Annotated in this window: 24 protein-coding genes; 1 reads left to right on the forward strand and 23 read right to left on the reverse strand. The window is 62.8% G+C overall.

Annotation, left to right across the window (positions count from 1 at the left end):
* Positions 1 to 3: 3 nt before the first annotated feature.
* From sucD to VGH98_09835, 19 genes are read right to left on the reverse strand one after another with little or no spacing between them, the layout of a single operon-like run.
* Complete coding sequence (sucD, locus tag VGH98_09745) at positions 4 to 876, reverse strand: succinate--CoA ligase subunit alpha (GenBank protein ID HEY2376242.1); 873 nt, start codon at positions 874 to 876, stop codon at positions 4 to 6.
* The gene (gene sucC / locus VGH98_09750) at positions 873 to 2,018 is read right to left on the reverse strand and encodes an ADP-forming succinate--CoA ligase subunit beta (GenBank protein HEY2376243.1); all 1,146 of its coding nucleotides are present in this window, start codon (positions 2,016 to 2,018) and stop codon (positions 873 to 875) included. Before sucC ends, sucD begins: the two co-directional genes overlap by 4 nt.
* On the reverse strand, positions 2,015 to 3,004 hold the full coding sequence (locus VGH98_09755) for a carbamate kinase (GenBank protein ID HEY2376244.1): 990 nt from the start codon (positions 3,002 to 3,004) through the stop codon (positions 2,015 to 2,017). The genes sucC and VGH98_09755 overlap by 4 nt, the downstream gene beginning before the upstream one ends.
* Positions 3,001 to 5,478 carry a UPF0182 family protein gene (locus VGH98_09760; protein ID HEY2376245.1) on the reverse strand — a complete coding sequence of 826 codons (2,478 nt, stop codon included), beginning with the start codon at positions 5,476 to 5,478 and terminating at the stop codon, positions 3,001 to 3,003. Before VGH98_09760 ends, VGH98_09755 begins: the two co-directional genes overlap by 4 nt.
* Before the next feature lie 10 nt (positions 5,479 to 5,488).
* On the reverse strand, positions 5,489 to 6,871 hold the full coding sequence (locus tag VGH98_09765; GenBank protein ID HEY2376246.1) for a phosphomannomutase/phosphoglucomutase: 1,383 nt from the start codon (positions 6,869 to 6,871) through the stop codon (positions 5,489 to 5,491).
* A 28-nt stretch (positions 6,872 to 6,899) separates the two neighbouring features.
* Positions 6,900 to 8,435, reverse strand: coding sequence for an NADH-quinone oxidoreductase subunit N (locus tag VGH98_09770; protein HEY2376247.1), 1,536 nt, complete (start codon positions 8,433 to 8,435; stop codon positions 6,900 to 6,902).
* A complete protein-coding gene (locus VGH98_09775; protein ID HEY2376248.1) occupies positions 8,432 to 10,096 on the reverse strand; it encodes an NADH-quinone oxidoreductase subunit M in 1,665 nt (554 codons plus the stop codon). The genes VGH98_09770 and VGH98_09775 overlap by 4 nt, the downstream gene beginning before the upstream one ends.
* Before the next feature lie 2 nt (positions 10,097 to 10,098).
* A complete protein-coding gene (nuoL, locus tag VGH98_09780) occupies positions 10,099 to 12,312 on the reverse strand; it encodes an NADH-quinone oxidoreductase subunit L (GenBank protein HEY2376249.1) in 2,214 nt (737 codons plus the stop codon).
* The gene (gene nuoK, locus VGH98_09785; GenBank protein HEY2376250.1) at positions 12,312 to 12,605 is read right to left on the reverse strand and encodes an NADH-quinone oxidoreductase subunit NuoK; all 294 of its coding nucleotides are present in this window, start codon (positions 12,603 to 12,605) and stop codon (positions 12,312 to 12,314) included. Before nuoK ends, nuoL begins: the two co-directional genes overlap by 1 nt.
* Positions 12,595 to 13,146, reverse strand: a complete 552-nt coding sequence (locus VGH98_09790; protein ID HEY2376251.1) for an NADH-quinone oxidoreductase subunit J — start codon at positions 13,144 to 13,146, stop codon at positions 12,595 to 12,597. Before VGH98_09790 ends, nuoK begins: the two co-directional genes overlap by 11 nt.
* Positions 13,147 to 13,641, reverse strand: coding sequence for an NADH-quinone oxidoreductase subunit I (locus VGH98_09795; protein ID HEY2376252.1), 495 nt, complete (start codon positions 13,639 to 13,641; stop codon positions 13,147 to 13,149). It abuts the gene before it with no gap.
* Positions 13,641 to 14,960, reverse strand: coding sequence for an NADH-quinone oxidoreductase subunit NuoH (nuoH, locus tag VGH98_09800; GenBank protein HEY2376253.1), 1,320 nt, complete (start codon positions 14,958 to 14,960; stop codon positions 13,641 to 13,643). The genes VGH98_09795 and nuoH overlap by 1 nt, the downstream gene beginning before the upstream one ends.
* On the reverse strand, positions 14,957 to 16,522 hold the full coding sequence (locus VGH98_09805; protein ID HEY2376254.1) for a 2Fe-2S iron-sulfur cluster-binding protein: 1,566 nt from the start codon (positions 16,520 to 16,522) through the stop codon (positions 14,957 to 14,959). The genes nuoH and VGH98_09805 overlap by 4 nt, the downstream gene beginning before the upstream one ends.
* 9 nt (positions 16,523 to 16,531) lie before the next feature.
* Positions 16,532 to 17,845: an NADH-quinone oxidoreductase subunit NuoF gene (gene nuoF, locus VGH98_09810; protein HEY2376255.1), complete on the reverse strand. Its 1,314-nt coding sequence runs from the start codon at positions 17,843 to 17,845 to the stop codon at positions 16,532 to 16,534.
* Positions 17,846 to 18,394 carry an NAD(P)H-dependent oxidoreductase subunit E gene (locus tag VGH98_09815; protein ID HEY2376256.1) on the reverse strand — a complete coding sequence of 183 codons (549 nt, stop codon included), beginning with the start codon at positions 18,392 to 18,394 and terminating at the stop codon, positions 17,846 to 17,848.
* The gene (nuoD, locus tag VGH98_09820) at positions 18,391 to 19,704 is read right to left on the reverse strand and encodes an NADH dehydrogenase (quinone) subunit D (GenBank protein ID HEY2376257.1); all 1,314 of its coding nucleotides are present in this window, start codon (positions 19,702 to 19,704) and stop codon (positions 18,391 to 18,393) included. The genes VGH98_09815 and nuoD overlap by 4 nt, the downstream gene beginning before the upstream one ends.
* A gap of 8 nt (positions 19,705 to 19,712) precedes the next feature.
* On the reverse strand, positions 19,713 to 20,417 hold the full coding sequence (locus VGH98_09825) for an NADH-quinone oxidoreductase subunit C (protein ID HEY2376258.1): 705 nt from the start codon (positions 20,415 to 20,417) through the stop codon (positions 19,713 to 19,715).
* Positions 20,414 to 21,037 (reverse strand): NADH-quinone oxidoreductase subunit NuoB, encoded by a 624-nt coding sequence (nuoB, locus tag VGH98_09830; protein HEY2376259.1) that lies wholly within the window; start codon positions 21,035 to 21,037, stop codon positions 20,414 to 20,416. The genes VGH98_09825 and nuoB overlap by 4 nt, the downstream gene beginning before the upstream one ends.
* Positions 21,028 to 21,435, reverse strand: a complete 408-nt coding sequence (locus VGH98_09835) for an NADH-quinone oxidoreductase subunit A (GenBank protein HEY2376260.1) — start codon at positions 21,433 to 21,435, stop codon at positions 21,028 to 21,030. The genes nuoB and VGH98_09835 overlap by 10 nt, the downstream gene beginning before the upstream one ends.
* 256 nt (positions 21,436 to 21,691) lie before the next feature.
* Between VGH98_09835 and dcd the strand changes: the two genes are divergently transcribed.
* Positions 21,692 to 22,246 (forward strand): dCTP deaminase, encoded by a 555-nt coding sequence (gene dcd, locus VGH98_09840; protein HEY2376261.1) that lies wholly within the window; start codon positions 21,692 to 21,694, stop codon positions 22,244 to 22,246.
* Between the two features lie 81 nt (positions 22,247 to 22,327).
* Here the strand turns inward: dcd and VGH98_09845 are convergent, their stop codons facing one another.
* The 4 genes from VGH98_09845 to VGH98_09860 all read right to left on the reverse strand — a co-directional run bounded on the left by VGH98_09845 (position 22,328) and on the right by VGH98_09860 (position 26,082).
* A complete protein-coding gene (locus tag VGH98_09845) occupies positions 22,328 to 22,576 on the reverse strand; it encodes a hypothetical protein (protein HEY2376262.1) in 249 nt (82 codons plus the stop codon).
* A 47-nt stretch (positions 22,577 to 22,623) separates the two neighbouring features.
* Complete coding sequence (locus VGH98_09850; GenBank protein HEY2376263.1) at positions 22,624 to 23,397, reverse strand: succinate dehydrogenase/fumarate reductase iron-sulfur subunit; 774 nt, start codon at positions 23,395 to 23,397, stop codon at positions 22,624 to 22,626.
* A gap of 78 nt (positions 23,398 to 23,475) precedes the next feature.
* Positions 23,476 to 25,389: a fumarate reductase/succinate dehydrogenase flavoprotein subunit gene (locus VGH98_09855; protein HEY2376264.1), complete on the reverse strand. Its 1,914-nt coding sequence runs from the start codon at positions 25,387 to 25,389 to the stop codon at positions 23,476 to 23,478.
* Between the two features lie 12 nt (positions 25,390 to 25,401).
* Positions 25,402 to 26,082, reverse strand: a complete 681-nt coding sequence (locus VGH98_09860; protein HEY2376265.1) for a succinate dehydrogenase cytochrome b subunit — start codon at positions 26,080 to 26,082, stop codon at positions 25,402 to 25,404.
* Positions 26,083 to 26,087 lie beyond the last annotated feature (5 nt).

Consider the following 26,087-nt stretch of genomic DNA (forward strand, 5'->3'; position numbering starts at 1 on the left):
TCGTTAGGCGAGTCGTTCCCGCAGCAAGTCGACGAAGTCCTTCGGCCGCTTGGCGACGCCCATCCCTGCCTGCTCGAACGCGGCGACTTTTTCTGCTGCCGTGCCGGACGAACCCGAAATGATGGCGCCGGCGTGACCCATGCGTCGACCGGGCGGCGCCGTCTGTCCGGCAATGAATCCGACGACCGGCTTCTTCATCCGTTCCCTCACGAAGCGCGCGGCGTCTTGCTCGTCGGTGCCACCGATCTCGCCCATCATCGCGATGGCCTGCGTTCCAGGATCTGCCTCGAAGGCAGCGAGGCAATCGATGAAATTCGTCCCGTTGATCGGGTCACCGCCGATGCCGACGCATGTCGACTGCCCGAGGCCTGCGCGCGTGAGCTGATATACAACTTCGTAAGTCAGCGTTCCCGAGCGGCTCACGACACCGATGTTGCCTGGCGTGCAGATGCGACCAGGTATGATCCCGACTTTCGAGCGACCAGGTGTGATGAGGCCTGGACAGTTCGGTCCAATGAGCCGAGCGCCGTGCTCCTTCACGAACGGATAGACTCTGGTCATGTCGAGGACGGGAACGCCTTCGGTGATGGCAACGATCAGCTTGATGCCGGCGTCCGCCGCTTCCATGATCGCGTCGGCGGCAAACATCGGCGGCACGTAGATCACCGACGTGTTCGCGCTCGTCTCGGCGACGGCGCTCGCCACGGTGTCGAAAACGGGCACCGTGTTCTCGAATCGCTGACCGCCCTTCCCGGGCGTGACGCCAGCGACTACACAGGTGCCGTACTCGAGCATCTGCTTGGCATGGAACGAGCCGTCGCGGCCGGTGATCCCCTGCACGACAAGCGTCGTGCCGCTGTCGATGAAGATGCTCACGCGGCCTTCCCTCCCTTTGCCAGTTCCACGGCGCGCCTCACGGCTTCGTCCATGTCGGTCATCGCGGAGAAGCCATTCTCCTTGAGAATCTTGACCGCGATCTCTTCGTTGGTGCCCGTTAGGCGAATGACAATCGGGAGCTTGAGTGGATTCAGCTTCGTCGCCATGACGATGCCATTCGCAACGTCATCTGTCCGAGTGATTCCGCCGAAGATATTGAAGAGAATTGCTTTCACGCTCGGGTCACTTGTAATGATGCGGAGCGCGCTGACGACCTTCTCCGGATTCGACGAGCCCCCGATGTCGAGAAAGTTCGCGGGCTCGCCGCCGTAGTACTTCACCAGGTCCATCGTTGCCATTGCGAGTCCTGCGCCGTTCACGCAACAGCCGACGTTTCCGTCGAGCTTGATGAACGTCAGCCCTGCCTCACGCGCCTGCACCTCACTCGGCGCCTCCGCCGTTGGATCGCGCAGCGCTTCGATTTCCGGATGTCGCTCGAGCTCGTTGTCGTCGATCACCATTTTCGCATCGAGCGCGACGACGTCGCCGGCCGGCGTCGTGACCAGCGGGTTGATCTCAGCCAACGAACAACCGCTCTGCATAAACGCCATGTAGAGCTGCTGCATGATTTTGCCGGCGGCTCTCACCTTCTTTACGTCTTCGAACAGAAAGAAACCGAGCCGCGTCGCCTGGAACGGCAACAAGCCATAACGCGTATCGACCGGCAGCTTGAGAATCTTGTCGGGCGTCGAGGCGGCGACTTCTTCGATATCGATACCGCCCGCAGGGCTCACCATGAACACCGGTTTCTTCGCCGCGCGATCGACGATGATCCCGACATACGCTTCCGACGCGATGTCGGCGGCGGGCGTGACGAGCACTTGGTGCACCGTCAACCCCTTGATCTGCATGCCGAGAATCTTGGTCGCGATCGCCTTCGCCTCGTCAGGCGTCTTCGCGAGCTTCACGCCGCCAGCTTTGCCGCGGCCCCCCGCGTGCACCTGCGCTTTGACGACGACGGTCCCGCCGAACTCGCGCGCGATCGCCGCGGCCTCGTCAGGCGTCCTTGCTACACGGCCTGGTGGAATCGGCACGCCTACGCGCCGCAGAATGTCTTTCGCTTGAAATTCGTGAATGTTCACACGTGCTCCGCACTCGGTGCTGTTGTCGTAATCGTCGTTCCTGCTTCTCCCCGCACAGCTTCCCGGCCCTTCTCCAACGCGGTGATGATCGCACGGCCGCCCGTGCGGCGCGCGAAATCCACCGCCGCGCGAATCTTCGGCGCCATGCTGCCCTCGCCGAAGGCGCCATCACGGTCCATCTGCACCGCTTCTTCAATTGTGAGGCGCGGCAGCGCCCGCTGTTGCGGCGTGCCCCAGTCGGCGTATACCGCGTCGACATCGGTGAGGATCAGCAACAGGTCGGCGCCGAGATCGCGCGCGAGTACGGCTGCCGCCAGATCCTTGTCGACGACCGCGTCGAGCCCCTCCCAACCTAGTCGAGGATCGTCGTAAATGGGTGCCCCGCCGCCACCGCCAGCGATGACCACGGTGCCCGCGTCGAGCAGCCGACGTATGGATGGGAGCTCGTGAACGGCGAGCGGCCTCGGGCTACCGACGACGCGTCGCAAGCGACCGTGACCGTCAGACTTCACGGCGAAGCCAGCGCGTTGGAGCTCGTCGGCGCGTTCTTCCGGCAGCTCGCGGCCGATGAACTTGGTTGGATTCTGCAGCGCGGGATCGTTGGGATCGACGACGACCTGGGTGACGATGGTCGCGACATCACGCGGAGTGCCCGCCCGGCGAAGCGCGTTGTCGATCGACTGCTGAATCATGTAGCCGATCCACCCCGCCGTGGCGGCGACGAGCACGCCGAGGGGAAGCGGCGGCGCATCGTACCTTGCGATCTCGTTCCGAACGAGCTCATCTCCGACTTGCGGCCCATTTCCGTGAACGACGCAGACGCTCCAGCCGGCGTTCACAAGGTCGACGATCGGGCCAAGGCTGGCGCGCGCGTGCCGGAACTGATCATAGACGTTCGAACGCTCGCCGGCCGGTGCGAGGGCGTTGCCGCCGAGCGCAATCACGGCTGTGCTGACTGACTCGTTAGGCGAGTCAGACTCGCTCATCGCGCTCCATTGCCCGCAAGCAACTTGCCCAGCTCATCGAACGCCTGGCCGAAGCCGGACCAGTCGCCGCGGCGCAAGGCTTCTCTCATCCGCGCGTAGAGCGCCGCGGCACGCGCGCGGACGTCGGTCGCCGTCGAGGTCCTCGCCGCTGCCGGTGGTGCGACCGGCGTGCCCGCCACCTGTGCGAGCGACGCGCCCGTGCGCACGCTGTCGTCCATGAGCACTCCGACGTGAAGGAGCGTGGGCGAACTCTGCGCGCGCCACGAGTACGTGGGCTGTGCAAATGCCACGGTGCCCGGCAGTGGGAGCGCGCGAATCGGCCCGTGAGCAATCGTTGCGTCGCGAACGCTGCCCCCTGACGCGCTATCGACGACATGCAAACGATCGAGCACGGCCGCCCACTTGAGACCGAGTTGCGGGGATTCGTGCCAGAGCGTGCGATGGTCGCTCCCGCCCATGCCGATAATGATTCCGCGCACGCGGTCGTTCGCGTCGACGACGACGAGGCTGACGGCAGTCACCCCGGCACGCGGTAACACGAACTCGGGTGTGCCTCCGGCGAGGGCGCTATCGGCGCCGTCGATCGCGACGAGTCGTCGAGGGACGTCGCTGTCAGCGCGCGTGCCATATTCCGCGAACGCTTCGCCCTGTGCGCGAAGGCCATCGATGGCCGGCGGCACCGCACTGCGCAGGGAGGCGGGCAGCACCGACCACGTCACGAACAAGGTCGGGAAGCGCCTGATCCAGGTCAGGGCGAGCGCCCCAGGGTTCGTGTCGGCGACGACGAAGCTCTCGCCCGTTGCCGCGTATACGATCGCGGTGGCGGCGTGCTGGAAGTATGTGCGCTCGTCGCCTGCGGCCGATATGTGCCGACTCAACGGATATGACGATGACGCGGAGTATAGATCGAGTGCCCAGAAAAGCGAGTCACCGAGCACGATCGGCGTCACGGTTGTGCCTTGCGTGAAGAAGGGCATGAGCGCGCGCAAGCGATCACGTAGATCGCGTCGGCTGACAACCGTCGGTCGCGGGCGCGGCAGATCGCTCGACGCCCAGCGGAGGCGCTGAAAGCTCAACGCGTGCGCGAATCGCGCGCCATCGCTCTCGATCGGCGCACCGACAATGCGCGCGAGTGAGTCCGAGACGATCACGTAACCTCGCGCCCCGGGAAAGACGATGGCGTTCACGAGCTGCGTTTCCTCTTCGCCAGCACGCGTCGGCGGCGCGTGCACCAGGCCGCCATGATCGTCCACCTCCCAGGCAAGGATCCGGGTCAGGCCGAACGTCGCGCGCGTGGTGTCGCTTCCCGCGCGCGGTGGACGTTCAGGCACGTCGGCGACGACTCCCACTGCGGATCCGTGCCAGCCTAACGAGCCTACGTCGGCATGTGTCGTCGTCTCGAGGGACCGGGAAATGGCAGATGCGTCCCAGATCGCGACATTGCGCGAGAGATCGCCGAGCGAAGAAAACATCGTATTGCTGTCGGTCCGGCGGACGGCATCGGTCGCGTACGCGCGACGCGAATACGCGACGCGTGCGTTCTGATACGGCATCTCGCGACGCTGTGGATCCTGCTCTTCGGCGATATGCTCGCCAATGAATGGCGCGACCTCTCGGGTGAGTAACGCGAGAACCATGATGCCGAGGATCGCGGCGCCCGCAAGACGGCCCTGCCCGGTCCATCCCGCCCAGACCACGACGAGCGCCGAGCCGAGTGTCGCGATCGAGAGAATCAGATTGCCAGGAATCAGTACTTTGTGATCGACATATCCGAACGCGCCGTCCGGCCCGCTCCCGCTCGTCAGCACGGCATACATGTCGAGCCGGAAGCTCCACGCGAGGACGAGGAGCACCACCCCGGCGAGTACCGTGAGGTGTCGTCGCACATAACCGGAGATGTAGAGCCGTCCGCGATCCCAGCGGAGACTCGGCGTCAACGCATAGAGGAAGACGACGAGCGCGGTGACGATGAGCAGGGCGATGAGCGACCAGTAGTAGAGCGTTTGCTCAAATGGCAGCCAGTAGACGAAGAACCCAAGGTCGGCGCCGAAGTACGGATCGGTCTCGTTGAACGGAACGTTAGAAAACGCGGTCGTGAACGTGGTCCAGTCGTCCTGCGGCAGACTGAGCACGCCGCCGAGCACGATCGCGATGACGATGACCGCAACCATCAGGTAGCGGCCGGAGACGCGCTCGCGAATCTCGAGGTTTGCCACTTTGCGCGGCAGATCCACCGAGACGATGGAATAGCGAACCGCGTAGAGGTTTACAAAGACGAACAGACCGGCGGCGAAACCCGAGAGCAGGCGCATAACGAGCCCCGCCGCCGTGCGAGCGCGCCACAGCTCGAGCGCGCCTGCGGCCTCGAACCATTGGTAGTCGACGTAGACCTGGGCGACGGCGCGCGCCGCGAGAAGGAGAATCGCCGCGCCGAATACGGCCAGGAGCACCCATCGCCGCGGAGGAGCCGCCATCAGCCGTCCGTTACACGCTCACGCCCTGCGACCGCAGCCACCCTTCCATCTCGCCCCGGATTGCCGCGAGCCGCTGAGGCGATGATGCTTCGTATCGCGCGACGAGCACCGGCTGCGTGTTGGATGCGCGGATGAGACCCCACCCATCGCCGAAGAGTACTCGTACGCCGTCCACATCGATCACGTCGTGTTGCGCGCGAAAATGTTGCACCGCCTTGTCGACGAGCCCGAACTTCTTCTCCTCTGGCACCTCGACACGAATTTCCGGCGTCGATACGAAGTTCGGAACGTCGGCGAGGAGCTGACGCACCGTTTTCCCCGAATCCGCGAGAATGCGCAGCAGCCGCGCGGCGCCGTAGAGCGCATCGTCGTGGCCGTAAAAACCCTCGCTGAAGAACATGTGGCCGGACATCTCGCCGGCAATTGGCGCATGCGTCTCCTTCATCTTGTCCTTGATGAGGGAGTGACCCGTCTTCCACATGATCGGCTTCCCGCCCGCGCGTTGAATGGAATCGGGCAGCGCCTGCGAGCATTTCACGTCGAAGATAATGGGTTGGCCGGCACCCGTACGCGCCAGCACATCACGCGCGTACAGAATGAGGATTCGATCGCCCCAGACGATCTCGCCTTTGTCGTCGACGACGCCGATGCGGTCGGCATCGCCATCGAAGGCGATGCCGATCTCGGCGCCATCCTTATTCACCGCGGCAATGAGATCCTCGAGATTCTCCGGCACCGTTGGATCCGGATGATGATTCGGGAACGTGCCGTCACTCTCGCAGAATAACCCGCGTCCCCCGCCCGTGAGCCCGAGCTTCTCGAAGAGTGTGGGCGCGACAATAGCGCCGGCGCCGTTTCCACAATCGTAAACTGCCTTGATCTTTCGCGAGAGCGTACCGATGCGCCGCACGACGTCATCGATGTAGCGATCCACGATCGAATCGTTACGGACGGCACCCTTGCCACTCGGGATGTCACCCGACTGAATGATCTGATAGAGTCGTTGAATCTCCGCGCCGTGCATCGAGCTTTTGCCGACGGACAATTTGAATCCGTTGTACTCGGGCGGATTGTGCGACCCGGTAATCTGAATCCCGCCGACCACGTCGAGGTGATGCAGGCTCCAATAGTTCAGCGGTGTCGGAACCACACCAATATCGACGACGTCCGCGCCCGCCGCCGTGAGTCCCTCGACTAGTGCGTCGCGAAGCTCCGAGCCGCTCGGCCGGTTGTCGCGCCCGACGGCGATCGCACCAATGCGACCGCTGGCACCCTTCGCGCGAAGATACGCAGCGTAAGCGCCGCCGATCGCGCGTGCTGCTTCGGTCGTTAGGTCACGGCCGACGATGCCGCGAATATCATACTGTCGAAAAATCCCTGGTGCGACGGCCATGCGAGTTCTCCGTACGTCATCCTGAGCATTATCTCGAATAGAGCCGCTCAGCCGTTGTTGTCGCGAGCTGCGGCCGGCCCGCCCACGTCAGTCGAACGACATAATCCGGAACGATGCCGAGCACGAGGAGCAGTATCACCGTCGCTACCAAAACGAGGCGCGTCAAGCCACCCGAGCGTGCCGGTACAGGCAGCCCGTCGAGTCGTGGCCGCATGAACATCACCATCACGACGTACAGGTAATATCCTGCCGAGACAACGGTGGTGAGCACGAGCACGACGACGAGCAGTGTCTGCGGTGCCGGCGACTGAAGCGCGGCCTGAATGACATACCACTTTGCGAAAAAGCCCGCGCCGCCGAAGATCGGAAAACCGAGGAGCGCCAACATCAGGACGGCCATCGAGAACGCTGTCCACGGCTTCACACTCCAGAGTCCGGCGAGCTCGTCGAGCACCACGGTGCTCGAGCCGCTCCGAGTCAGCGAGCTGACGACGGCAAAGCAGCCGAAAGTCGCCAGCGTGTAGATGAGCAAATAGAAAATCATCGCCGACGCGCCCTGCGTCGTCCCCGCGGCCAGAGCAACCAACAGATAGCCGGCGTGGCCGATGCTCGAGTAGGCGAGCATCCGCTTGATGTTCTGCTGCCAGAGGCCAATCGCGTTGCCCAACACCATCGTTGCAATGGCGATTCCCACCACGGCGGGATGCCAGGCATTAAACGCTGCGGGAAACGCCTCGAGCCAGGCTCGCAAGAACGCCGCGAACGCCGCCGTTTTCACTGTCGCCGCCATGTACGCCGTGATGGGCGACGGTGCGCCGTCATAGACGTCCGGTGCCCACATGTGGAACGGCACCGTTGCGACCTTGAAACCGAACCCGACGAGCAAGAGCGCGATGCCGATCAGGAACAGCGGACCGCCGGCGATGGCGCCGCCATCGGCGAGCGCGCGCGCCCCGATCGTCGCCAGGTTCGTTGCTCCGGTCGCGCCATACACGAGCGCGATACCGTACAGCAGGAACGCCGTCGAAAAGGCGCCGAGCAAGAAGTACTTCAGCGCTCCTTCGGCGGAGCGAATGCTGCGGCGATTGATGCCCGCCAGCGCGTACACCGAGATCGACATCAGCTCGATGCCGAGGAAGACGATCATGAGATCGCGCGCCGCGGCGAGCAACATCATGCCTGACGAGGCGAGCAAGACGAGGACGTGCGTCTCCGGTGCGGTAATCAGCTCGCGATCGTTGTCGTCGATCGCAAGCATCAAAGTGAGCATCGTGCCGAGGAGAATGACGATGTCCACCATCCAGCGATAGTTGTCGACGGCGATCGGTCCCGGGCCCGCGCCATAGCCGCCGAGCAGGAAGTAGATCACGGCAACGAGCGACAGCAACGTGACGAGAATGCTCGCCCAGCCAATCGCCCGCTGGTGGCTTGGGCTATCGGGACGCCAAGCTGCCGCGATGACCAGAATCATCGCGCCCGCCACGAGCACGAGATCCGGGATCAAAGCCGCGGTCAGCTCGAGCGGCTTCGAGAGATCGAGCATCGACGGGATCGCGAGCATCATCGCGGTCCTCCCGGTATGCTCGCGTACGACGTCGATGAGCGCGACTGCACCGTCGTCACAAATCGCTCAGCCGAGCTTTGCATGCGGCGGAGCACGGGAGCAGGATATACGCCGAGCCAAACGATCGCCGCGACGAGCGGCGCCATGATCAACAGCTCGCGCACATTGAGATCCGCGATATGCTCGTTTTCCGCTTTACTCAACGCGTTGAAGAGGATGCGCTGAATGGCCCAGAGGAGATAGGCGGCGGCGAAGATGACAGCCGTCGTCGCGACGACGGTGAAGATCGGAACCGTTTTGAACGATCCAATGAGCACGAGGAATTCGCCGACGAATCCATTGGTCCCCGGCAAGCCGATGCTGCTCAACGAGACGAAGGTCAGTATGGCTGCGAACATCGGTACGACGCGCGCGATGCCGCCGTACGCTGCGATCTCGCGCGAATGCCTACGCTCGTAGATCATGCCGATCAATAGAAAGAGAGCACCCGTCGAGATGCCATGGTTGATCATGACCATCAGCGCGCCCTGCACACTCTGTACAGTCAGCGCGAAGATGCCCAGCATGACGAAACCAAGGTGGCTCACCGACGAGTACGCGACGAGCTTCTTGAAGTCCGGCTGCACCATCGAGACGAGGGCGCCGTAGACGATACCGATCACGGCCAGGCCGAGGATGATCGAACGCACCGTGTCGTTGAGCGCCGCCGAAGGAAACAGCGGCACAGCGATCCTGAGGAATCCGAAAGTGCCGAGCTTCAGCATGATGCTCGCCAGCACCACGGATCCTGCCGTTGGTGCTTCGACGTGCGCGTCGGGCAGCCACGTGTGGAACGGGAACATCGGCACCTTCACCGCGAATGCCATGAAGAAGGCGCCGAACAACCAGAGCGCCGCACGGGGCGACACGGCGACATTTCGCAAGATGTAATCGTACGAGAACGTCGGGATTCCAGTCATCGGGTTCTTCGCGGCGAGGCCGATATAGACGATGGCGGCCAGCATCAGCATCGAACCGACCATCGTGTAGATGAAGAACTTGAGACTGGCATAAATCCGCCGTTCCCCGCCCCAGATGCCGATGATGAAGTACATCGGCACAAGCATGACCTCCCACATCACGTAGAACAGGAAGAGGTCGAGACTCATGAAGACGCCGAGCATGCCGGTCGTCAGCACCAGCATGAGGACGTAAAAGCTATGCGTCCGCGTGCGAATGTAAGTCCAGCTACCGAGCGACGAGAGCACCATGATGAACGTCGTCAGCAGGATCATCATCATGGCCATGCCGTCGACGCCGATCGTGAAGCGCACGCCCCACGCCGGGATCCAGGAATGATCGAAGGCGAATTGCCAGCGCGGATCGCCCGGATCGAACGCCCACCACAAGCCTAACGATACAATGAACTCGGCGAGGAAAGTCACGAGCGCAATGATGCGCGGCACCGAGGCGACACCGGTCGCGACCTCGTCCACGGCCGTCCGCGGGTCGACGCCGGCGCGCGCGGCCGCCGATTCCTCGGGCGCCGCCACCGGCGCCGCACCTGCTCTCGAGCCGAACGCGCCGTGAAGCCAGATCACGAGCGCGCCTGCCACCGGAATGGCGAGCAACGCCGTTAAAACCCAGCGATCGTAAGCGATGGAGCTCAAGAAACCGTTCATGATCACCGGATCGTGAAAGCGCCAAGCACGAACAACACACCAACGATCAACACCCAGGCATACGTGCCCACCTGACCGGACTGCAATCGCGAACCGATCCAACCGACGAAGCGCGGAACTTGTCCACCGACGAAGCGCACCATGACGCCGTCGATCAGCCCGTCGTCGATGCCCTCCCACAGCAGCCCACGCGAAACACCAACCGTCGGTTGCACGACCGCGTCGTCATAGATCTCGTCGACGTAATACTTGTTCGCGAGCACGCGCTCGAATCCCTCTTCCGGCTTCGCGTCGCGCTTCGGAAGGAGCCGCCCTGGCTCGAGGACCGTCCACGCGACGATGATTCCCGCAATCGCGATTGCGAGCGCGACACCGATCAGCGCGTACTCGAGCGTCTGGTTCACCTCGGGTACTGTGCCGTGAGTAATTCGCAGCGTGGATTCACCGACGACCGGCTCGAGCCAGCGGTCCAGCAGGCCGATGCGTCCGAGCTTGATCGTTTCCGGCAGGTTGAGCCATCCTCCGACGACGCTCAACGCGCCGAGGACGACGAGCGGCCCCGTCATCACCCACGGCGCCTCGCCGAGAAACTCTCGCTCACGCTCACCGGAGCGGTTCGGCCCGAGGAACGTGTAGATGAGCATGCGCATCATGTACACGGCAGTCATGAACGCGGCTGCCAGACCGAGCGCGTAGCACGCGTAGAGCACGATTCCGCCGGGAATGCCTAACCAGTGCGCGTCCGCCAGCGTCGACCCGCGGGCGCGCAGAAACAGCGTGCCCAGGATCTCGTCCTTCGAGAAGAACCCCGCAAAGGGGAAAATACCCGCAATCGCGAGCGTGGCCGCGAGCATCAGCAGGAACGTCCACGGCATGTACCGCCGCAGGCCGCCCATGTTGCGCATGTCCTGCGCATCGTCCTCGTTGTGCGTCGCATGATAGGCGCGATGCATCGCGAAGATCACCGAGCCCGAGCCGAGGAAGAGGAGTGCCTTGAAGAAGGCGTGCGTCACGAGATGGAACACACCGGACACATAAGCACCTGCCCCAACGCCGACGAACATGTAGCCGAGTTGTGAGACCGTGGAATACGCCAACACCTTCTTGATATCCCACTGCTTGAGTCCGATCGACGCCGCGAAGATCGCGGTGAGCGCCCCGATCACCACGACCGTTAGGCTCGCCGAGGGCGACAGCGCGAAAAGGAAATTGCTGCGCGCGATGAGGTACACACCCGCCGTCACCATCGTTGCGGCGTGAATCAGCGCCGAGACCGGCGTCGGGCCGGCCATGGCGTCAGGCAGCCAGGTGTAGAGCGGGATCTGCGCGCTCTTGCCGGTGCAGCCCAGGAAGAAGAAGAGGCAGATCCAGGTGACGACGTTCGGGGCAAGACTGGCCGCCTGTCCCCGCACGCCCTCGAACTCGAGCGTGCCGACGTTCGCCCACAGCATGAACATGGCGACAAGAAACCCGAAGTCGCCGATCCGGTTCATGATGAATGCCTTCTTGCCGGCGTTCGCATTCGCCTCGTCCAAATACCAGAAGCCGATGAGCAGATACGAACAGAGGCCGACGCCTTCCCAGCCGACGAACATCACCGGATAGCTCGCGCCCATTACGAGCACGAGCATGAACGCGACGAACAGGTTCAGATACGCGAAGTAGCGCGGGTAGCCCGGATCGTCCTGCATATATCCGACGCTAAAAATGTGGATCAACATGCCGACGCCAGTAATGACCAGGATCATTACCATCGACAGTTGGTCCAGCTGAAATGCGGCGTCGATACGGAGATCGCCGACCGGCATCCACTCGTAGTACCGCTGGACGAATGGCGCGTGCAGCTCGGCGCCAGCGCCTCGCATCGCCATGAAGATCGCGACCGCAAGAACGAAGGCGAGCACCATCACGCCCGGTCCAACGATGCTCGTTAGGGTCGCGAAGCGATGGCGGACAATGACGTGATGATCGTCGCCGTGACCGCCGCCGCCGGTGACATCATGGCCCGTGTGTGCCTCGTGCGCTTCCTCTGCCGACGGTTGCGGATCATGCGGATGGGCTCCCGGGTCGGCCGGACCCGCATGATAGGCGCTGAAGATCGATAACGCGCCGTTGAGCACGAACCCCAGCAGCGGCAACAACGGCAACGCCGACATCCAGCGGGCAACTGTGCCGGCGAGCGGCTGCGCGATACCCGTGACGTCCTGGAGAGACATCAGCCCTTCAGCAAGTTGATGTTCTGCAGATCGACCGTCTGTCGATGACGGAAGAGCGCGATAATGATCGCGAGGCCAACGGCGGCTTCCGCCGCCGCCACGGTCATCACGAAGAACACGAACACCTGGCCGCCGACGCCATACACCTGCGAGAAGGCGACGAAGGTCAGGTTCACGGCATTGAGCATCAGTTCCACGCACATGAAGACGATGATCGCATTGCGTCGCGTGAGCACGCCGACGACGCCAATCGTGAATAGCACCGCCGAGAAGAAGAGCGCCTCAGCCAGCATCGGTCACCGACCTCCTTCTTCCGAGCACCACTGCCCCGACAACCGCCGCGAGCAGCAGCACGCTCGTCACCTCAAAGGCGAGGAGATATTCGTTGAAGAGTGAACCCGCGACGGGCGCGATGACGCCGGTGTACTGGATCTGCCGTGCGAGGTAGCCAGGGGCGATTCGCGGCTGCACATGCACGCGCGTGAGCGCGAAGATCTGCGCGAGGAGCGCGATGCCCACCGCGCCGGCAACCAGCCTCCAACCCCGACCACGTGCGTCAGCCACCTCGGACGGATGGCCAAGGTTGAGCAACATGATGACGAACAAGAAAACCACCATGATCGCGCCGGCGTACACCAGTACCTGGATGGCGCCAATGAACTGGGCGTCGAGCATGACGAACAGCGCGGCGAGGGCGAACATCGTCGTCACGAGCCACATTGCCGCGGCGACGGGACTCCGTCGCGTCACGAACAGAATCGCCGCGACGACGGCAACGATGCCGAAGACGTAGAAGTTGAAGGTGTAGAAGAGAGGAAGGTTCTCGTGCAACACTCACTCTCCTTTCGGGTCCGCCGGGTCCCACATCTCGCACACGGGATGCGTCTGCGCCATCAACCGCTCGAGGTCATAGACAAACCCCTCGCGGCTGTATTCAGAGTTCTCGTAATGCCGACCGACGTGAATCGCTTCCTCGGGACACACCTCCTGGCAGTACCCGCAGAAGATGCACCTGAACTCGTCGATCTCGAACAGCAGGGGATACCGATTGCCCTGCTCGTCTTCGCCCGGCACCAACTTGATGCAGTTCGCGGGACACACCGTCGGACACAGTCCGCACGCGACGCATTTGGCTTTCCCATCCTCGGTGGTGAGCATGCGATGCGTCCCACGCCAGCGCGGCGAGAGCGCCCACTTTTCCTCCGGATACTGCACCGTCACCTTCTCCGAGAAGAGATGCTTCAGCGTCAACGCCATGCCGTTCAGCGTCGCGCGTACGTAACTCGTTTGCTCGATCGGACGCTCGAGCACCTTCACGCCAATAGACATCAGTCGCCCGCCTCCGCGGGATGAAAGCGCGCTCGGTCGAGTGCCGCCTGACGCAACTTCTCGAGGTTGCGCCTATCGAGCCGCGAATACGCCGGACTCACGATCCGTCCGCGGTCGAGAATCAGGAACACGATCGCGACGATCAGGATGTTGAGCGCGAGCAACGCGGCGCCGAACTGCCAGGACCCGCGGTAGTAGCCGCCGTAGTTGAGCCCGACGATCGCCCCCGCCATCGCGACGATGTACGTGAGCGCGAGCGGCAAGAGAACCTTCCACCCAAGCGCCATTAGTTGGTCGTATCGAAAGCGCGGCAGTGTCCAGCGCACCCACATGAAGATGAAGACGAAGATCAGGATCTTCACGAAGAAGAACGCTGCGGTGAGCAAGGACGCGACCAGGCTGTGGGCGTAGTTGTCCCACAGTGTGAATGGAATGTCCCATCCGCCGAAGAAGAGCGTCGTCATCAACGCGCTCGCCGTCACCATGTTTGCGTACTCGGCGATGAAAAACATCGAGAACTTCATCGCGCTGTACTCGGAGTGATAGCCCGCGATGAGCTCCGACTCGGCTTCCGGCAGATCGAACGGCAGGCGATTCGTTTCGGCGAACGCCGAGACGAAGAAGATGAAGAAAGCGAACGTACAGCCGAAGATGTTCCACGCGAGCGGCCACTGTCCCGACGTCTGCTGGGAGACGATTGCGCTGAGCGAGACGTTGCCCGAGAGCAGCAACACCGGGATCGTCGCCATACCCATCGCGATCTCGTACGAGATCATCTGTGCGCTCGAGCGCAGGCCGCCCAGGAGTGCGTACTTGTTGTTCGAGGACCACCCGGCGAGCACGATACCGTAGACGCCTAACGACGATATTGCCAGGATGTAGAGGAAGCCGATCGGCAGGGGCGCGATTGACATGTCGATCAGTCCCCAGCGCGAATACCACGGAGCCCCGAACGGGATCACCGCCATCGTCATCAGCGCCGGTATGAACGAGAGCGCCGGCGCGAGGATGAACAGCGGCTTGTACGCCGCGCTGGGGTACGTCTCCTCCTTCATGATGTTCTTGAGACCGTCTGCGGCCGGCTGCAGTAGGCCACCCGGTCCAACGCGATTCGGCCCGAGGCGGTCCTGGATCCATCCGGCGATTTTCCGCTCGAGGAGCGTGAGCATCGCGACGCCAACGAGATAGATACTGAACAACAGGATCATCTTGATGATCGTCGCGATCAGCCAGGCCTTGAAATGTTCGGGCCCTGGGACGATCACCAGTCCCGGCTGCGTCGACGCGGTCTGAAGCGCGAACGGAAAGCTCAGGATCATGCGGACGCCTCTGCGATCGCGCCCGCGATCATCGCGCCCTTCATGCCCAACGCATCGTACGACATCCCGCTGAACTCGGGACGCGCCGCGGCGAGCGCCGCAAATACGTCACTGGGCAGCCCGCCGCCAGCCGAACCGCCTAACGCGGCGAGCAGATCCGAGAACACGAACCAGCTTGGTCGAGCGAAGCCAGGCGCTGCTTTCGCCTGCATGAAGCGCTGGACCCGCCCGCGCAAATTGGTGAACGTGCCCTCTTCCTCGCTCATGTTCGCGATCGGGAGGACGACGGCCGCCGTGTGACGCGCCCAGAACGGAAGCGTGGTACCGACGACGATCGTCGTCGCGGCGCGCGCCGCGCCCGCGGCATCTTCACCAGCAAGCTCCTCGTCGGCGACGAGGAGCACGTCACCAGCGGCGACCTTCTCGAGTGGACGATCACTGCGCGTGAAGCCGAGGACCTCTGCGCCGCGCACGTTCGCGGCGCGATCGGCGCGCAACGAGAGATCGTCGACCCCGGGCAACGGCACCTCCGGCCCCCTCGTGACGCGGAATGCCCCGGCGCCGCCAGTGCGCTTCACGATCTCCGACAACACGAACAGCGCTTCGTTCGAAAGCATCGGCGACGCGAGCACGAAGACGCGCTTGCCGGTGATGAGCTTCGTCGCATCGGCGAGCGCGCGATCCCAATCGCAGCCCGCGAGCGACGCCCCATTGCGCACCATCGGCACGTCGACGCGATCGCGGCGATTCAGCCACCGATAATTCAGGCGGCCGTGGTCGCACATGAAGTACTTGTTGACATCCTCGTTAGGTCGCGGCCGCATACGCACGACCTGATTGTCGCGCGTTTCGATCATCATGTTGCAGCCCTGCGAGCAGTTTGGGCACACGGATGCGGCGCGATCGAGCTCCCACGCGCGCGCCTTGTTCAGCGCGTCCTTGGAGAGCAGCGCACCGACCGGACAGAGATCGATGACGTTCCCGGCCCATGGGTGCGTCATATCCTCGCCCTCGAACTTGCCGATCACCGCGCGATCCCCGCGCTCCGAGACGTTGAGGATCGGATGATGAGCGACATCATCCATGAAACGCACGCAGCGTGTGCACAGAATACATCTATTCGCGACGTAGATAACGTCGCCGCCGAAATCCTCGACGGGATTGAATCGCTTCGGCTCGCGGTAGCGTCCTTCGGGACGCCCTTCCTGATACGTGTAGTCCTGCAGCTCGCACTCGCCGGCCTGATCGCAGATCGGACAATCGAGCGGATGGTTGATGAGCAACATCTCGAGGACGCCCCGCCGCGCCTCGAGTGCCTTGTCGGTGTGCACGCGGACGACCTGCCCTTCGGCGACTGACGTCGCGCACGATGGCGCGAGCTTCGGCGCCTTCTCGACCTCGACAAGGCACATGCGGCATACGCCGGCAACCGGAAGCCCCGGGTGATAGCAATAGTGCGGGATCAGCACGCCCGCCGCTTTTGCCGCCTCGAGGATCGACGTCCCCGCCGGCACTGACACCGCGCGCCCTTCGATCGTTACGTTGACCAGCTTATCTGCCATCGGGCGGCCTCAAGCCACGGCGGGCACGAGATGATGAGTCTTCTTCTTGATCAGCGACTCGAAGTCATTCCTGAATTTCTTCAGGCCCGAGACCACCGGCGTCCCGCACGAATCGCTCAAGACGCAAATCGTCTTGCCTGTCATGTTGTCGGCTATCTCGAGCAGCGTATCGAGATCTTCTGACGTCCCGTCACCCGCAGCGATGCGCTCGAGAATCTTCGTCGTCCACGCGGTGCCTTCGCGGCACTGCGTGCACTGCGCACAGCTCTCGTGCGCGAAAAAGCGCGCCGCCCGCGCGATGAACTTCACGAGATTCTGTGCGTCGTCGATGACGATCACGCCGCCGGAGCCGAGCATCGTGCCTTGAGCGACGAAGCCCTCGTAGTCCATGAGCGACGCTTCCGCCTCGGCGAGGTTCTGAATCGGCACCGAGATGCCGCCTGGAATAATCGCTTTGAACTTTCGCCCTGGCAGCGGGCCGCCGCACAGATCGTACAAGAAATCCCTGAACGGAAATCCCATCGGGACCTCGTAGTTCCCCGGGCGCGCGATGTTGCCACAGACCGAGTAGAGCTTGGTGCCGGTCGATTTCGGGTTGTCGGAACGTGAAAACCTCTTGTACCAGTCGGCGCCGTTGTTGAGAACATGTGGAACGGCAACGAGCGTTTCGACGTTGTTGATCGTCGTCGGCTGCCCGAAGACGCCTGCGACCGCAGGGAATGGCGGCTTGATGCGTGGATTCCCGCGGCGCCCTTCCAACGAGTTCATCAGAGCGGTCTCTTCACCGCAGATATAGGCACCGGCGCCGCGGTGGACCCACACGTTCACTGTTTTGCCCGTCCCCATCGCGTCTTGTCCAAGGATACCGGCGGCATAGGCCTCCTTGATTGCTGCTTCCATCCGTTCGATCGGCTCGGTGAACTCGCCGCGAATGTAGATGTACGCCGTTTCCGCGCCGATTGCCCACGCGCCGATCGCGCATCCTTCCACGAGCGCGTGCGGCGTCCACCGCATGATCTCGCGGTCCTTGAACGTGCCGGGCTCCGATTCGTCGGCGTTGCAACACAGATAGTGAGGCTTGCCATCGCCGGGCTTCATGAACGACCACTTGACGCCAGTTGGGAAGCCGGCGCCGCCGCGACCGCGGAGTCCGGAGTCCTTGACGATATTCACGATGTCGCCAGGCGCCATGCCTAACGCGCGCTCGAGCGCGACGTATCCGCCGCGCTTACGCCAACCTTCGAGAGTGGTCGCGCCTATGTCGCCAAAATGCTGCGACAGGACCGTCGTCTCGCGATCGTGCGGCTTGTGGGGATAGCCCATTTACTTGTATCGCGAAAGGAGCTCGGGGACACCTTCCGGCGTCACCGACTCGATGAAATCCTCATTGACCATTACCGGCGTCGCGAAACCGCATGCGCCGAGACATTCGACCTCGATGACCGTGAAACGCTCGTCAGGCGACGTGACGCCGAGCTCCTGACAGCCGGTATGGCGCAGGAAGGCGTCGACGACTTCTTCGGCGCCGCAGATCTGGCAGGGCGAGGTCGTGCAGACCTGCACGAAATATTTCCCGACCGGATGCTGGTGGTACATCGTGTAGAATGTGACGACGCCCTTCACGTAAGCAGGCGTGAGCTCGAGCAGGTGTGCAACTTCCGTCATCCCCTCCTCGCTCACCCAGCCTCGATCGTGCTGCACCATCCAGAGCGCGGGAAGCAGCGCGGCCATCTTCGACGGATAGCGCGTGAGGAGCTCATCGAGCTCCTGCTTCCGTGTGCCGACGAAGACCGGCTTGTATGGCTCGCTGGAATGACGGCCGTGTACGGTATCCGCGGGGGCCTCGACGCCGCCCATTTCGTGAATACTCATCGATCGATCTCGCCCATCACGATATCGATACTCGCATTGATCGCGATCACATCCGACAACAGATGCCCTTCGACCATCTTCGCGATCGCCGAGAGATTCACGAAGGACGGTGGACGGATGCGCCAGCGTACCGGCTTCGACGTGCCGTCGGAGACCATATAGTAGCCCTTCTCGCCCTTCGGGCTCTCGACGGCGACGTACGACTCACCGATCGGCGGACGCGGACCTTCCATCACTTGCTTGAAATGATGGATCATCGACTCCATGTCGCTCGTTGCCTTGCTCTTCGGCGGCAGAATCACGCGATGATCGTCGATGTTGACGGGTCCATCGGGTAATCGCTTGATCGCCTGTTCGAGGATTCGCGTCGACTGACGCAGCTCCTCCATGCGAACGAGATACCGATCGTAGACATCGCCGTTCGTGCCGACCGGCACATCGAAGTCATACGTCTCGTAATCGAGATACGGGAAGTCTTTGCGTACATCGTAGGCGACGCCGGACGCGCGCACCATCGGACCGGAGAGTCCGTAGTTCACCGCTTCGTCGGCGCTCATGACCCCGAGTCCGATCGTGCGGCCGACCCAAATCCCGTTCCTGGTGACGACGCGGTCGATCTCCTCGACGGTCTTTGGGAAGTCCGTCAGGAAGCCGCGCAGATTCTCCAGCCAGCCATCGGGAATGTCCGCGCCCAGTCCCCCAACGCGGGTGAACGTCGTCGTCAGGCGCGCGCCGATCCAGGACTCGAACAGCTCGTAGATCTTTTCGCGTTTCTCGAACGACCAGAGGAACGGCGTGAAGGCGCCGATGTCGATGCAGGTCGTTCCGAGCCAGACGAGATGTGAGATGATGCGCGAGAGCTCCATCAGCATCACGCGCAGCACCTTGCAGCGTTCCGTGATCTCGATCCCGAAGAGCCGCTCCGCGCCTAACGCAAATGCAACGTTGTTTCCGGGTGAGTTGAGATAATCCTCACGATCGGTCCAGGGGATGATCTGATTGTACTGGCGGTACTCGCCGATCTTCTCGAAGCCGCAGTGCAGGTAGCCGATGTGCGGAATGCACCGCACGACGGTCTCGCCGTCCAGCTCGAGCACGAGGCGGAGCACGCCGTGCGTCGCCGGATGCTGTGGACCGAGATTGATGAGCATGTGCTCACCAGTGAGATCCGGCTCGAGCGACGGCGGTGCCTCGAGCGCGACCGGTGAGCCGCCATCATCGACAACGAGAGGCACGCGCTGCGGCCGCCCCTGCGCGTCCACCCCGCTCGTCGATAGCTCGACTTCGACCGTGCGTTTGGTTGTCGCCATGTCGCCGTCTACTCTCCCGTCTTCTCGCCCGTGCTCAGACGGCGCCGCATGTCGTCAGGTAGATCCTCGAACGCTTGCGCGATCGTCAACTCCTCCTTCGAGTAGCGCGCCTCCGGATTCGCGGCCAACGCCTGCCGCAATTGTTCCGAGCGACTGAATCGCCCGCGCAGCGGAAAGTCCTTCCGCAGCGGAAACCCCTCCTTGTACTGCTCCCACATCAACAGTCGCCGGAGATCCGGATGGCCCGTGAAGCGGATCCCGAACATGTCGTAGCATTCACGCTCGAGCCAATCGGCACCGCGATACACGCTCCACACGCTCGGCACTTCGAGCGCGGCGCCCTTCGCGATCTTCACCTTGAGCCGGAGAAAGCGGCGATACGGAAGCGAACGCAAATGCCAAACGACGTCGATCGGCTCCTCGAGATCGCGATACTCGACCGCCGTGACATCTGACAGGTAGTCGTAGCGCTGTCCGGGATCGTCGTGCAGCCACCGGACGATGTCGAGCAATTGCCCGCCGGCGACGACGACAGTGGTCTCGCCCCAGATGACATCGACGCGCTGCACCGCCGCGCCGAAGCGCTGCTTCAATGCCTCGACACTTGGATTCGGCGCGGCGCCGCGTTGCGCGATTGCCTTTGGCGTCGCCGGTGCTGGTGCGTCGCTTGGCAACGCGTTCCCCGCGACCACCGGAGTGAAGCTCTTGTTCACAGGCCGGAGCGCGTTTGGTGCACCGAGTTCCCGAACGGCTCGGACACCTCGTCGATCACCGACGCCGGGATGTAGAGTTGGCTGCGCGGATCCGGCTCCATCTCATTGCGCAATGATTTATCCTTCGCGCGCTCATTCATGACCTTTTTCTGCAGGAGCAGGATGCCGTACAGCAATCCTTCCGGTCGTGGCGGGCAGCCCGGCACGTACACGTCGACCGGGATGATCGTGTCGATGCCCTGCACCACGGCATAGTTGTCGAACATGCCGCCGCTCGATGCGCACGCGCCCATCGAGATTGACCACTTGGGCTGCGGCATCTGTTGCCAGATGCGCCGTAACACTGGCGCGAGCTTGAACGGCACGCGCCCCGCGCAGATCAGCACGTCTGCCTGACGAGGCGAGAAGCTCTGACGCTCCATGCCGAAGCGCGCAAGATCGTAACGACTCGCCGCCGTCGCCATGAATTCGATCGCACAACACGCGGTGCCGAAAGGCATTGGCCACAGCGAATTCGCGCGTGCCCAGTTCACGAGGAAATCGAGTCGCGTGGTCATCCACGGCTCGCCACCGCCGACGACCTTGGTCGAGCTGAGGTCTGGTCGCGGGCTCAATCCCATTGCAGCGCTCCCTTCTTCCACACGTAGATGAACCCGACGAGCAAGATCACGATGAACACCACCATCTCGGTGAAACCGAACAACGAGACCTCTCCTCGCGGACAGGTCCCACCGACCGCGAGCGGACGCGCGCACGAGAGCTGCCAGAAGTACGCGCCCCAGGGAATCATGAAGACGGTCTCGATGTCGAAGATGATGAACAACACCGCCACCATATAGAATTTCACGGAGAAGCGCTCACGCGCATCGCCGAGCGGCGGAATGCCGGACTCGTACGCCGTCTGCTTCACGGGCGTCGGTCGCGCGCGCAATGTCAGCGCGGACACGCCCAACATCAAAATGGCATTGACTACCACGAATCCGAGAAGCAGCAGAACCGGCACGTACGCGCGTTCCATAATCTCCCGACTTCGTGAAAACTTTCACTAAGTGCCGAAAGTTATCTGAGCCCGAGACGCAGTGTCAACGGCGCGGAGCGATGAGCACAGAGCGTGAAGCGTGCAGCGCAGAAGGCAGGCGACCGCGGGGAAATGTCGTGCCATGCCTTGGTACCGGAGCCGTCTCCGCCTACCTTCCGCCAACCCCTCCTCCGCACGCTCGCGCTCGACGCGCAACGCGCTGCGCTCAACGCTCTCCGCTCCGCGCTCAACACATATGTCTCTCATGTCTGACCGCTGGATCACGCGCATGGCCGCCGAGGCGCGCATGATCGAGCCCTTCGAGCAGAGTCAGGTTCGCGCCGGAGTCATCTCGTATGGCGTGAGCTCCTACGGCTACGACATGCGCGTCGCGCGCGAGTTCCGGATCTTCACGAACGTGCTCAACTCGATCGTCGATCCGAAGGCGTTCGATCCCAAATCGTTCGTCGAGTTCGAGGGGGACGTGTGCATCGTGCCGCCCAATTCCTTCGCGCTTGCTCGCTCGGTGGAGTATTTCCGCATCCCGCGGAACGTGCTCACGGTCACGGTTGGCAAGTCGACCTACGCGCGTTGTGGCATCATCACCAACGTCACGCCGTTCGAGCCCGAGTGGGAAGGCTACGTCACGCTCGAGATCTCGAACACGACTCCGCTCCCGGCGAAGATCTACGCGAACGAGGGCATCGCGCAGGTGCTCTTCTTCCGCGGCGACGAAGAGCCCGCCGTGTCGTACAAGGACAAGAAAGGCAAATACCAGGGGCAGCAAGGGGTGACGCTGCCGAAGTTGTGACGGGTGCGGGAGGTTGACGGATGCGGCGTGGATGAGATAACTCTAACGTTTTTTCCGGCCGCCCGCGCCGCGGCCCGAGACTCAGCGAACGACCCCCAGAAGGTACGCGAGCGCAACGAGCAGCATCAGCGCGACGAGCACGACCGCAACCACGAATGGCGCGCCGCGGCTCGGCACTGTCGCCGATGGACCGCCGCTCCGCGCGGAAGGATCGGTGCCTTTCCCGACGACGTATGTCGTCTTCTCGACCGAGTCGGCGCCGCCGAGCTGAGCCTCGGGGTCGTTATTGAGCGCGCTGGGTTCGGATTTGTCTCGAGAGTGCTCGGTCACGACTACCTCACTCGCCTGGGCGCTTGCGCTTGCACCTCGCGGGCCAATTAGCCCATACCGGCCGCTGCCTTTTCAGCGCGGTGCATAACGCTGGCACGGAGATAATCCCGATTCATTCGCGCGATGGTGTCGATGCTGATCTCCTTCGGGCAGGCCTCCTGGCATTCGCCAAAGAGCGTGCAATGTCCGAATCCTTCGACGTCCATTTGGGCAACCATCCTCAGCGCACGTCGATTTCGCTCCGGCTGACCATGTGGCAAGAGCCCAAGGTGCGAGATCTTGGCCGCCGTGAAGAGTGAGGCCGATCCGTTCGGACATGCCGCGACGCACGCGCCGCAGCCGATGCACGCGGCGGCGTCCATTGCGTCGTTGGCATCCTGCTTCGCGACCGGCAGGGAGTTGGCTTCGGGCGCGCTTCCCGTATTCACACTGATGAAACCGCCGGCCGCAACGATGCGATCGAGCGCGCCGCGGTTCACGACCAGATCCTTCACGACGGGAAACGCTCGTGCGCGCCAAGGCTCGATCCAGACGACGTCGCGGTCGTTGAAGTGGCGCATATGCAGCTGACAGGTCGCCGTCGCTTTCATCGGCCCGTGCGCCACGCCGTTGATCACCATGCCACACGAGCCACAAATGCCCTCGCGACAATCATGATCGAACGCGATCGGCTCCTTCCCACTCGCCACGAGCCCCTCGTTCACGACATCGAGCATCTCGAGGAACGACATGTCGGGACGGATGTCACTCGCCTGGTACGTGACAAAAGAGCCCTTCGCGTCGGCCGTCGCCTGTCGCCAAACGTGCAGTTCAAGATTCATTAAGGCTTGCTTCGCTCGCCGCTTAGCTATATGGAGTCGCTCGCGCGTTGCGCTCGCTCCTGCTCCTCTCACCAATCACTACCGGTAACTTCGCGTTGCCAACGCCACGTTCTCGAACAATAGCGGCTCCTTGTGCAGGATTGGCGGTCTGTTCTCCCCTGCAAATTCCCACGCGGCGACGTAAGCGAATTTGTCATCGTGACGCAGCGCTTCGCCGTCCGGAGTCTGATGCTCGATGCGAAAGTGCGCGCCGCATGACTCCTCGCGTTGCAGCGCGTCGATGCACATCAGCTCCGCGAGCTCGAGAAAGTCGGCGACGCGACCGGCACGCTCGAGCTCTTGATTGAGCTCCTGGCCAGTACCGGGGACAAGCAGATCGCTCCAGAACTCTTCCCGCAGCGCCGGAATGAGCTGCAGCGCCTTCTTGAGTCCCTCCGCGCTACGTGCCATGCCGCAATACTCCCACACGATCTTTCCCAGCTCGCGGTGGAACGACGTCGCCGAGCGCGCTCCACGGATCGACGTTAGGCGATTCGTCCGCTCCCGCACCGACTCAATCGTCGCCCGCACGTCCGGATGATCGTCCGCAATCGCCTCGGGTCGCGACGACGCGAGATAATCGCCGATCGTGAGCGGAATGACGAAGTAGCCATCCGCTAATCCTTGCATCAGTGCGCTGGCGCCGAGACGATTCGCGCCGTGATCGGAGAAGTTTGCTTCCCCGATGACGTGGAGGCCGGGGATCGTGGACATCAAGTTGTAATCGACCCACAGTCCGCCCATGGTGTAGTGGACCGCGGGATAGATGCGCATCGGGACGCGATACGGATTCTCGTCCGTGATACGTTCGTACATCTCGAACAGATTACCGTAGCGCTCCGCGATGCGGTCGGCGCCGAGCCGCTTGATCGCGTCGCCGAAGTCGAGATAGACCCCGCGGCCGCCGGGCCCGACCCCGCGTCCCTCGTCGCAGACTTCCTTCGCGGCGCGTGAGGCGATATCACGGGGCGACAGATTGCCGAAGCTCGGGTATTTGCGCTCGAGGTAATAGTCCCGGTCGCCCTCCGCTATCTCGTTGGGTGCGCGGTTGTCCCCGCTTCGCTTCGGTACCCAGACGCGACCATCGTTGCGGAGCGACTCGCTCATCAGGGTGAGCTTCGACTGATAGTCTCCGGCAACGGGGATGCACGTGGGGTGGATCTGCGTGTAGCACGGATTGGCGAAGGCTGCGCCGCGGCGATACGCACGCCAGATCGCTGTCGCATTCGATCCCTTCGCGTTCGTCGACAGATAGAAGACGTTGCCGTAGCCGCCCGTCCCGAGGATCACGGCGTCAGCGAGATGGGCCTCGATCGCGCCCGTCACCATGTTCCGCGTCACGATCCCGCGCGCCTTGCCATTCACGACGATGACATCGAGCATCTCAGTGCGCGGATGCATGGTCACGTTGCCCTTCGCGATTTCCTTCTCGAGCGCCTGGTAGCAACCGAGCAACAGTTGCTGGCCGGTCTGCCCTCGCGCGTAAAACGTCCGCGAAACCTGCGCGCCGCCAAAGGATCGATTGGCGAGCAACCCGCCGTACTCGCGTGCGAAGGGGACGCCCTGCGCGACGCACTGGTCGATTATGCGAACGCTCAGTTCGGCTAGCCGATAGACGTTCGCCTCGCGCGAGCGGAAGTCGCCACCCTTGATCGTATCGTAGAAGAGGCGGTAAACGCTGTCGCCGTCGTTCTGGTAGTTCTTCGCAGCGTTGATACCGCCCTGCGCGGCAATGCTGTGAGCTCGGCGAGGCGAATCCTGGAAACAGAAGGCCTTGACGCGATAACCCAGCTCACTGAGCGACGCGGCCGCGGCGCCGCCGGCCAAACCAGTGCCGACGACGATGACCGTGTGGCGGCGCTTGTTCGCGGGATTCACCAGCTTCATGTCGAAGCAGTGTTTCTCCCACTTGCGTTCCAGCGGTCCCGACGGGATGCGTGCGCGCAGCTCCATATTTAGCGTGTCTTAGTGAATGACTCCGGCGAGCACACCGAGCGGTACGATCGTGAAGCCGAACCACACAATGGCGGCAACGACGAACGCGATCCGTCGGTGCAACGGGTTCGGCGACGACTTCGCGTAGCCTAACGTGCGCACCGAGCTCCACGCGCCATGATAGAGATGGAGGCCGAGAAAGAGCATCGCCAACAGATAAAACGCCGACACCCACCAGATGCGAAAGCTCGCGACGAGATTGCCGTAGACGTCACGATGTCCGGCTGCATCCACGCCGCCGTAGGCACGCGCCGGATCCACCTGACCAGTCGTGAAATGCAGGATGTGTAGCACGATGAACAGGAGCAGCAACACGCCGCCCCATCGCATCGTTCGCGACGCCCAGGTCGAGACCTGTGGATCCCGCTTCTGATATCCAATCGGACGCGCCGCGTGCGCGCGCCGCGTCAGCTGCCACGCCATCAGTACGTGCAGAACGACGCAGATGATCAACACGACGCGAACGATCCACAGCAACTCGCCCAGCGGACCATGCAGCAGCGCGCCGTACGCGTTGAGCTTGTCGCGTCCGATGAATGTCTGGAGGTTTCCCGCCATGTGGCCGATGACGAAGGCAATGCCGATCAGCCCCGTCGTGGCCATGATGATCTTCTTACCGATCGTCGAGCGATAAAACTGAACGAGCCACATCGCAG

It is taken from the genome of Gemmatimonadaceae bacterium (assembly GCA_036496605.1).
In the GTDB taxonomy this organism is placed as follows: domain Bacteria; phylum Gemmatimonadota; class Gemmatimonadetes; order Gemmatimonadales; family Gemmatimonadaceae; genus AG2.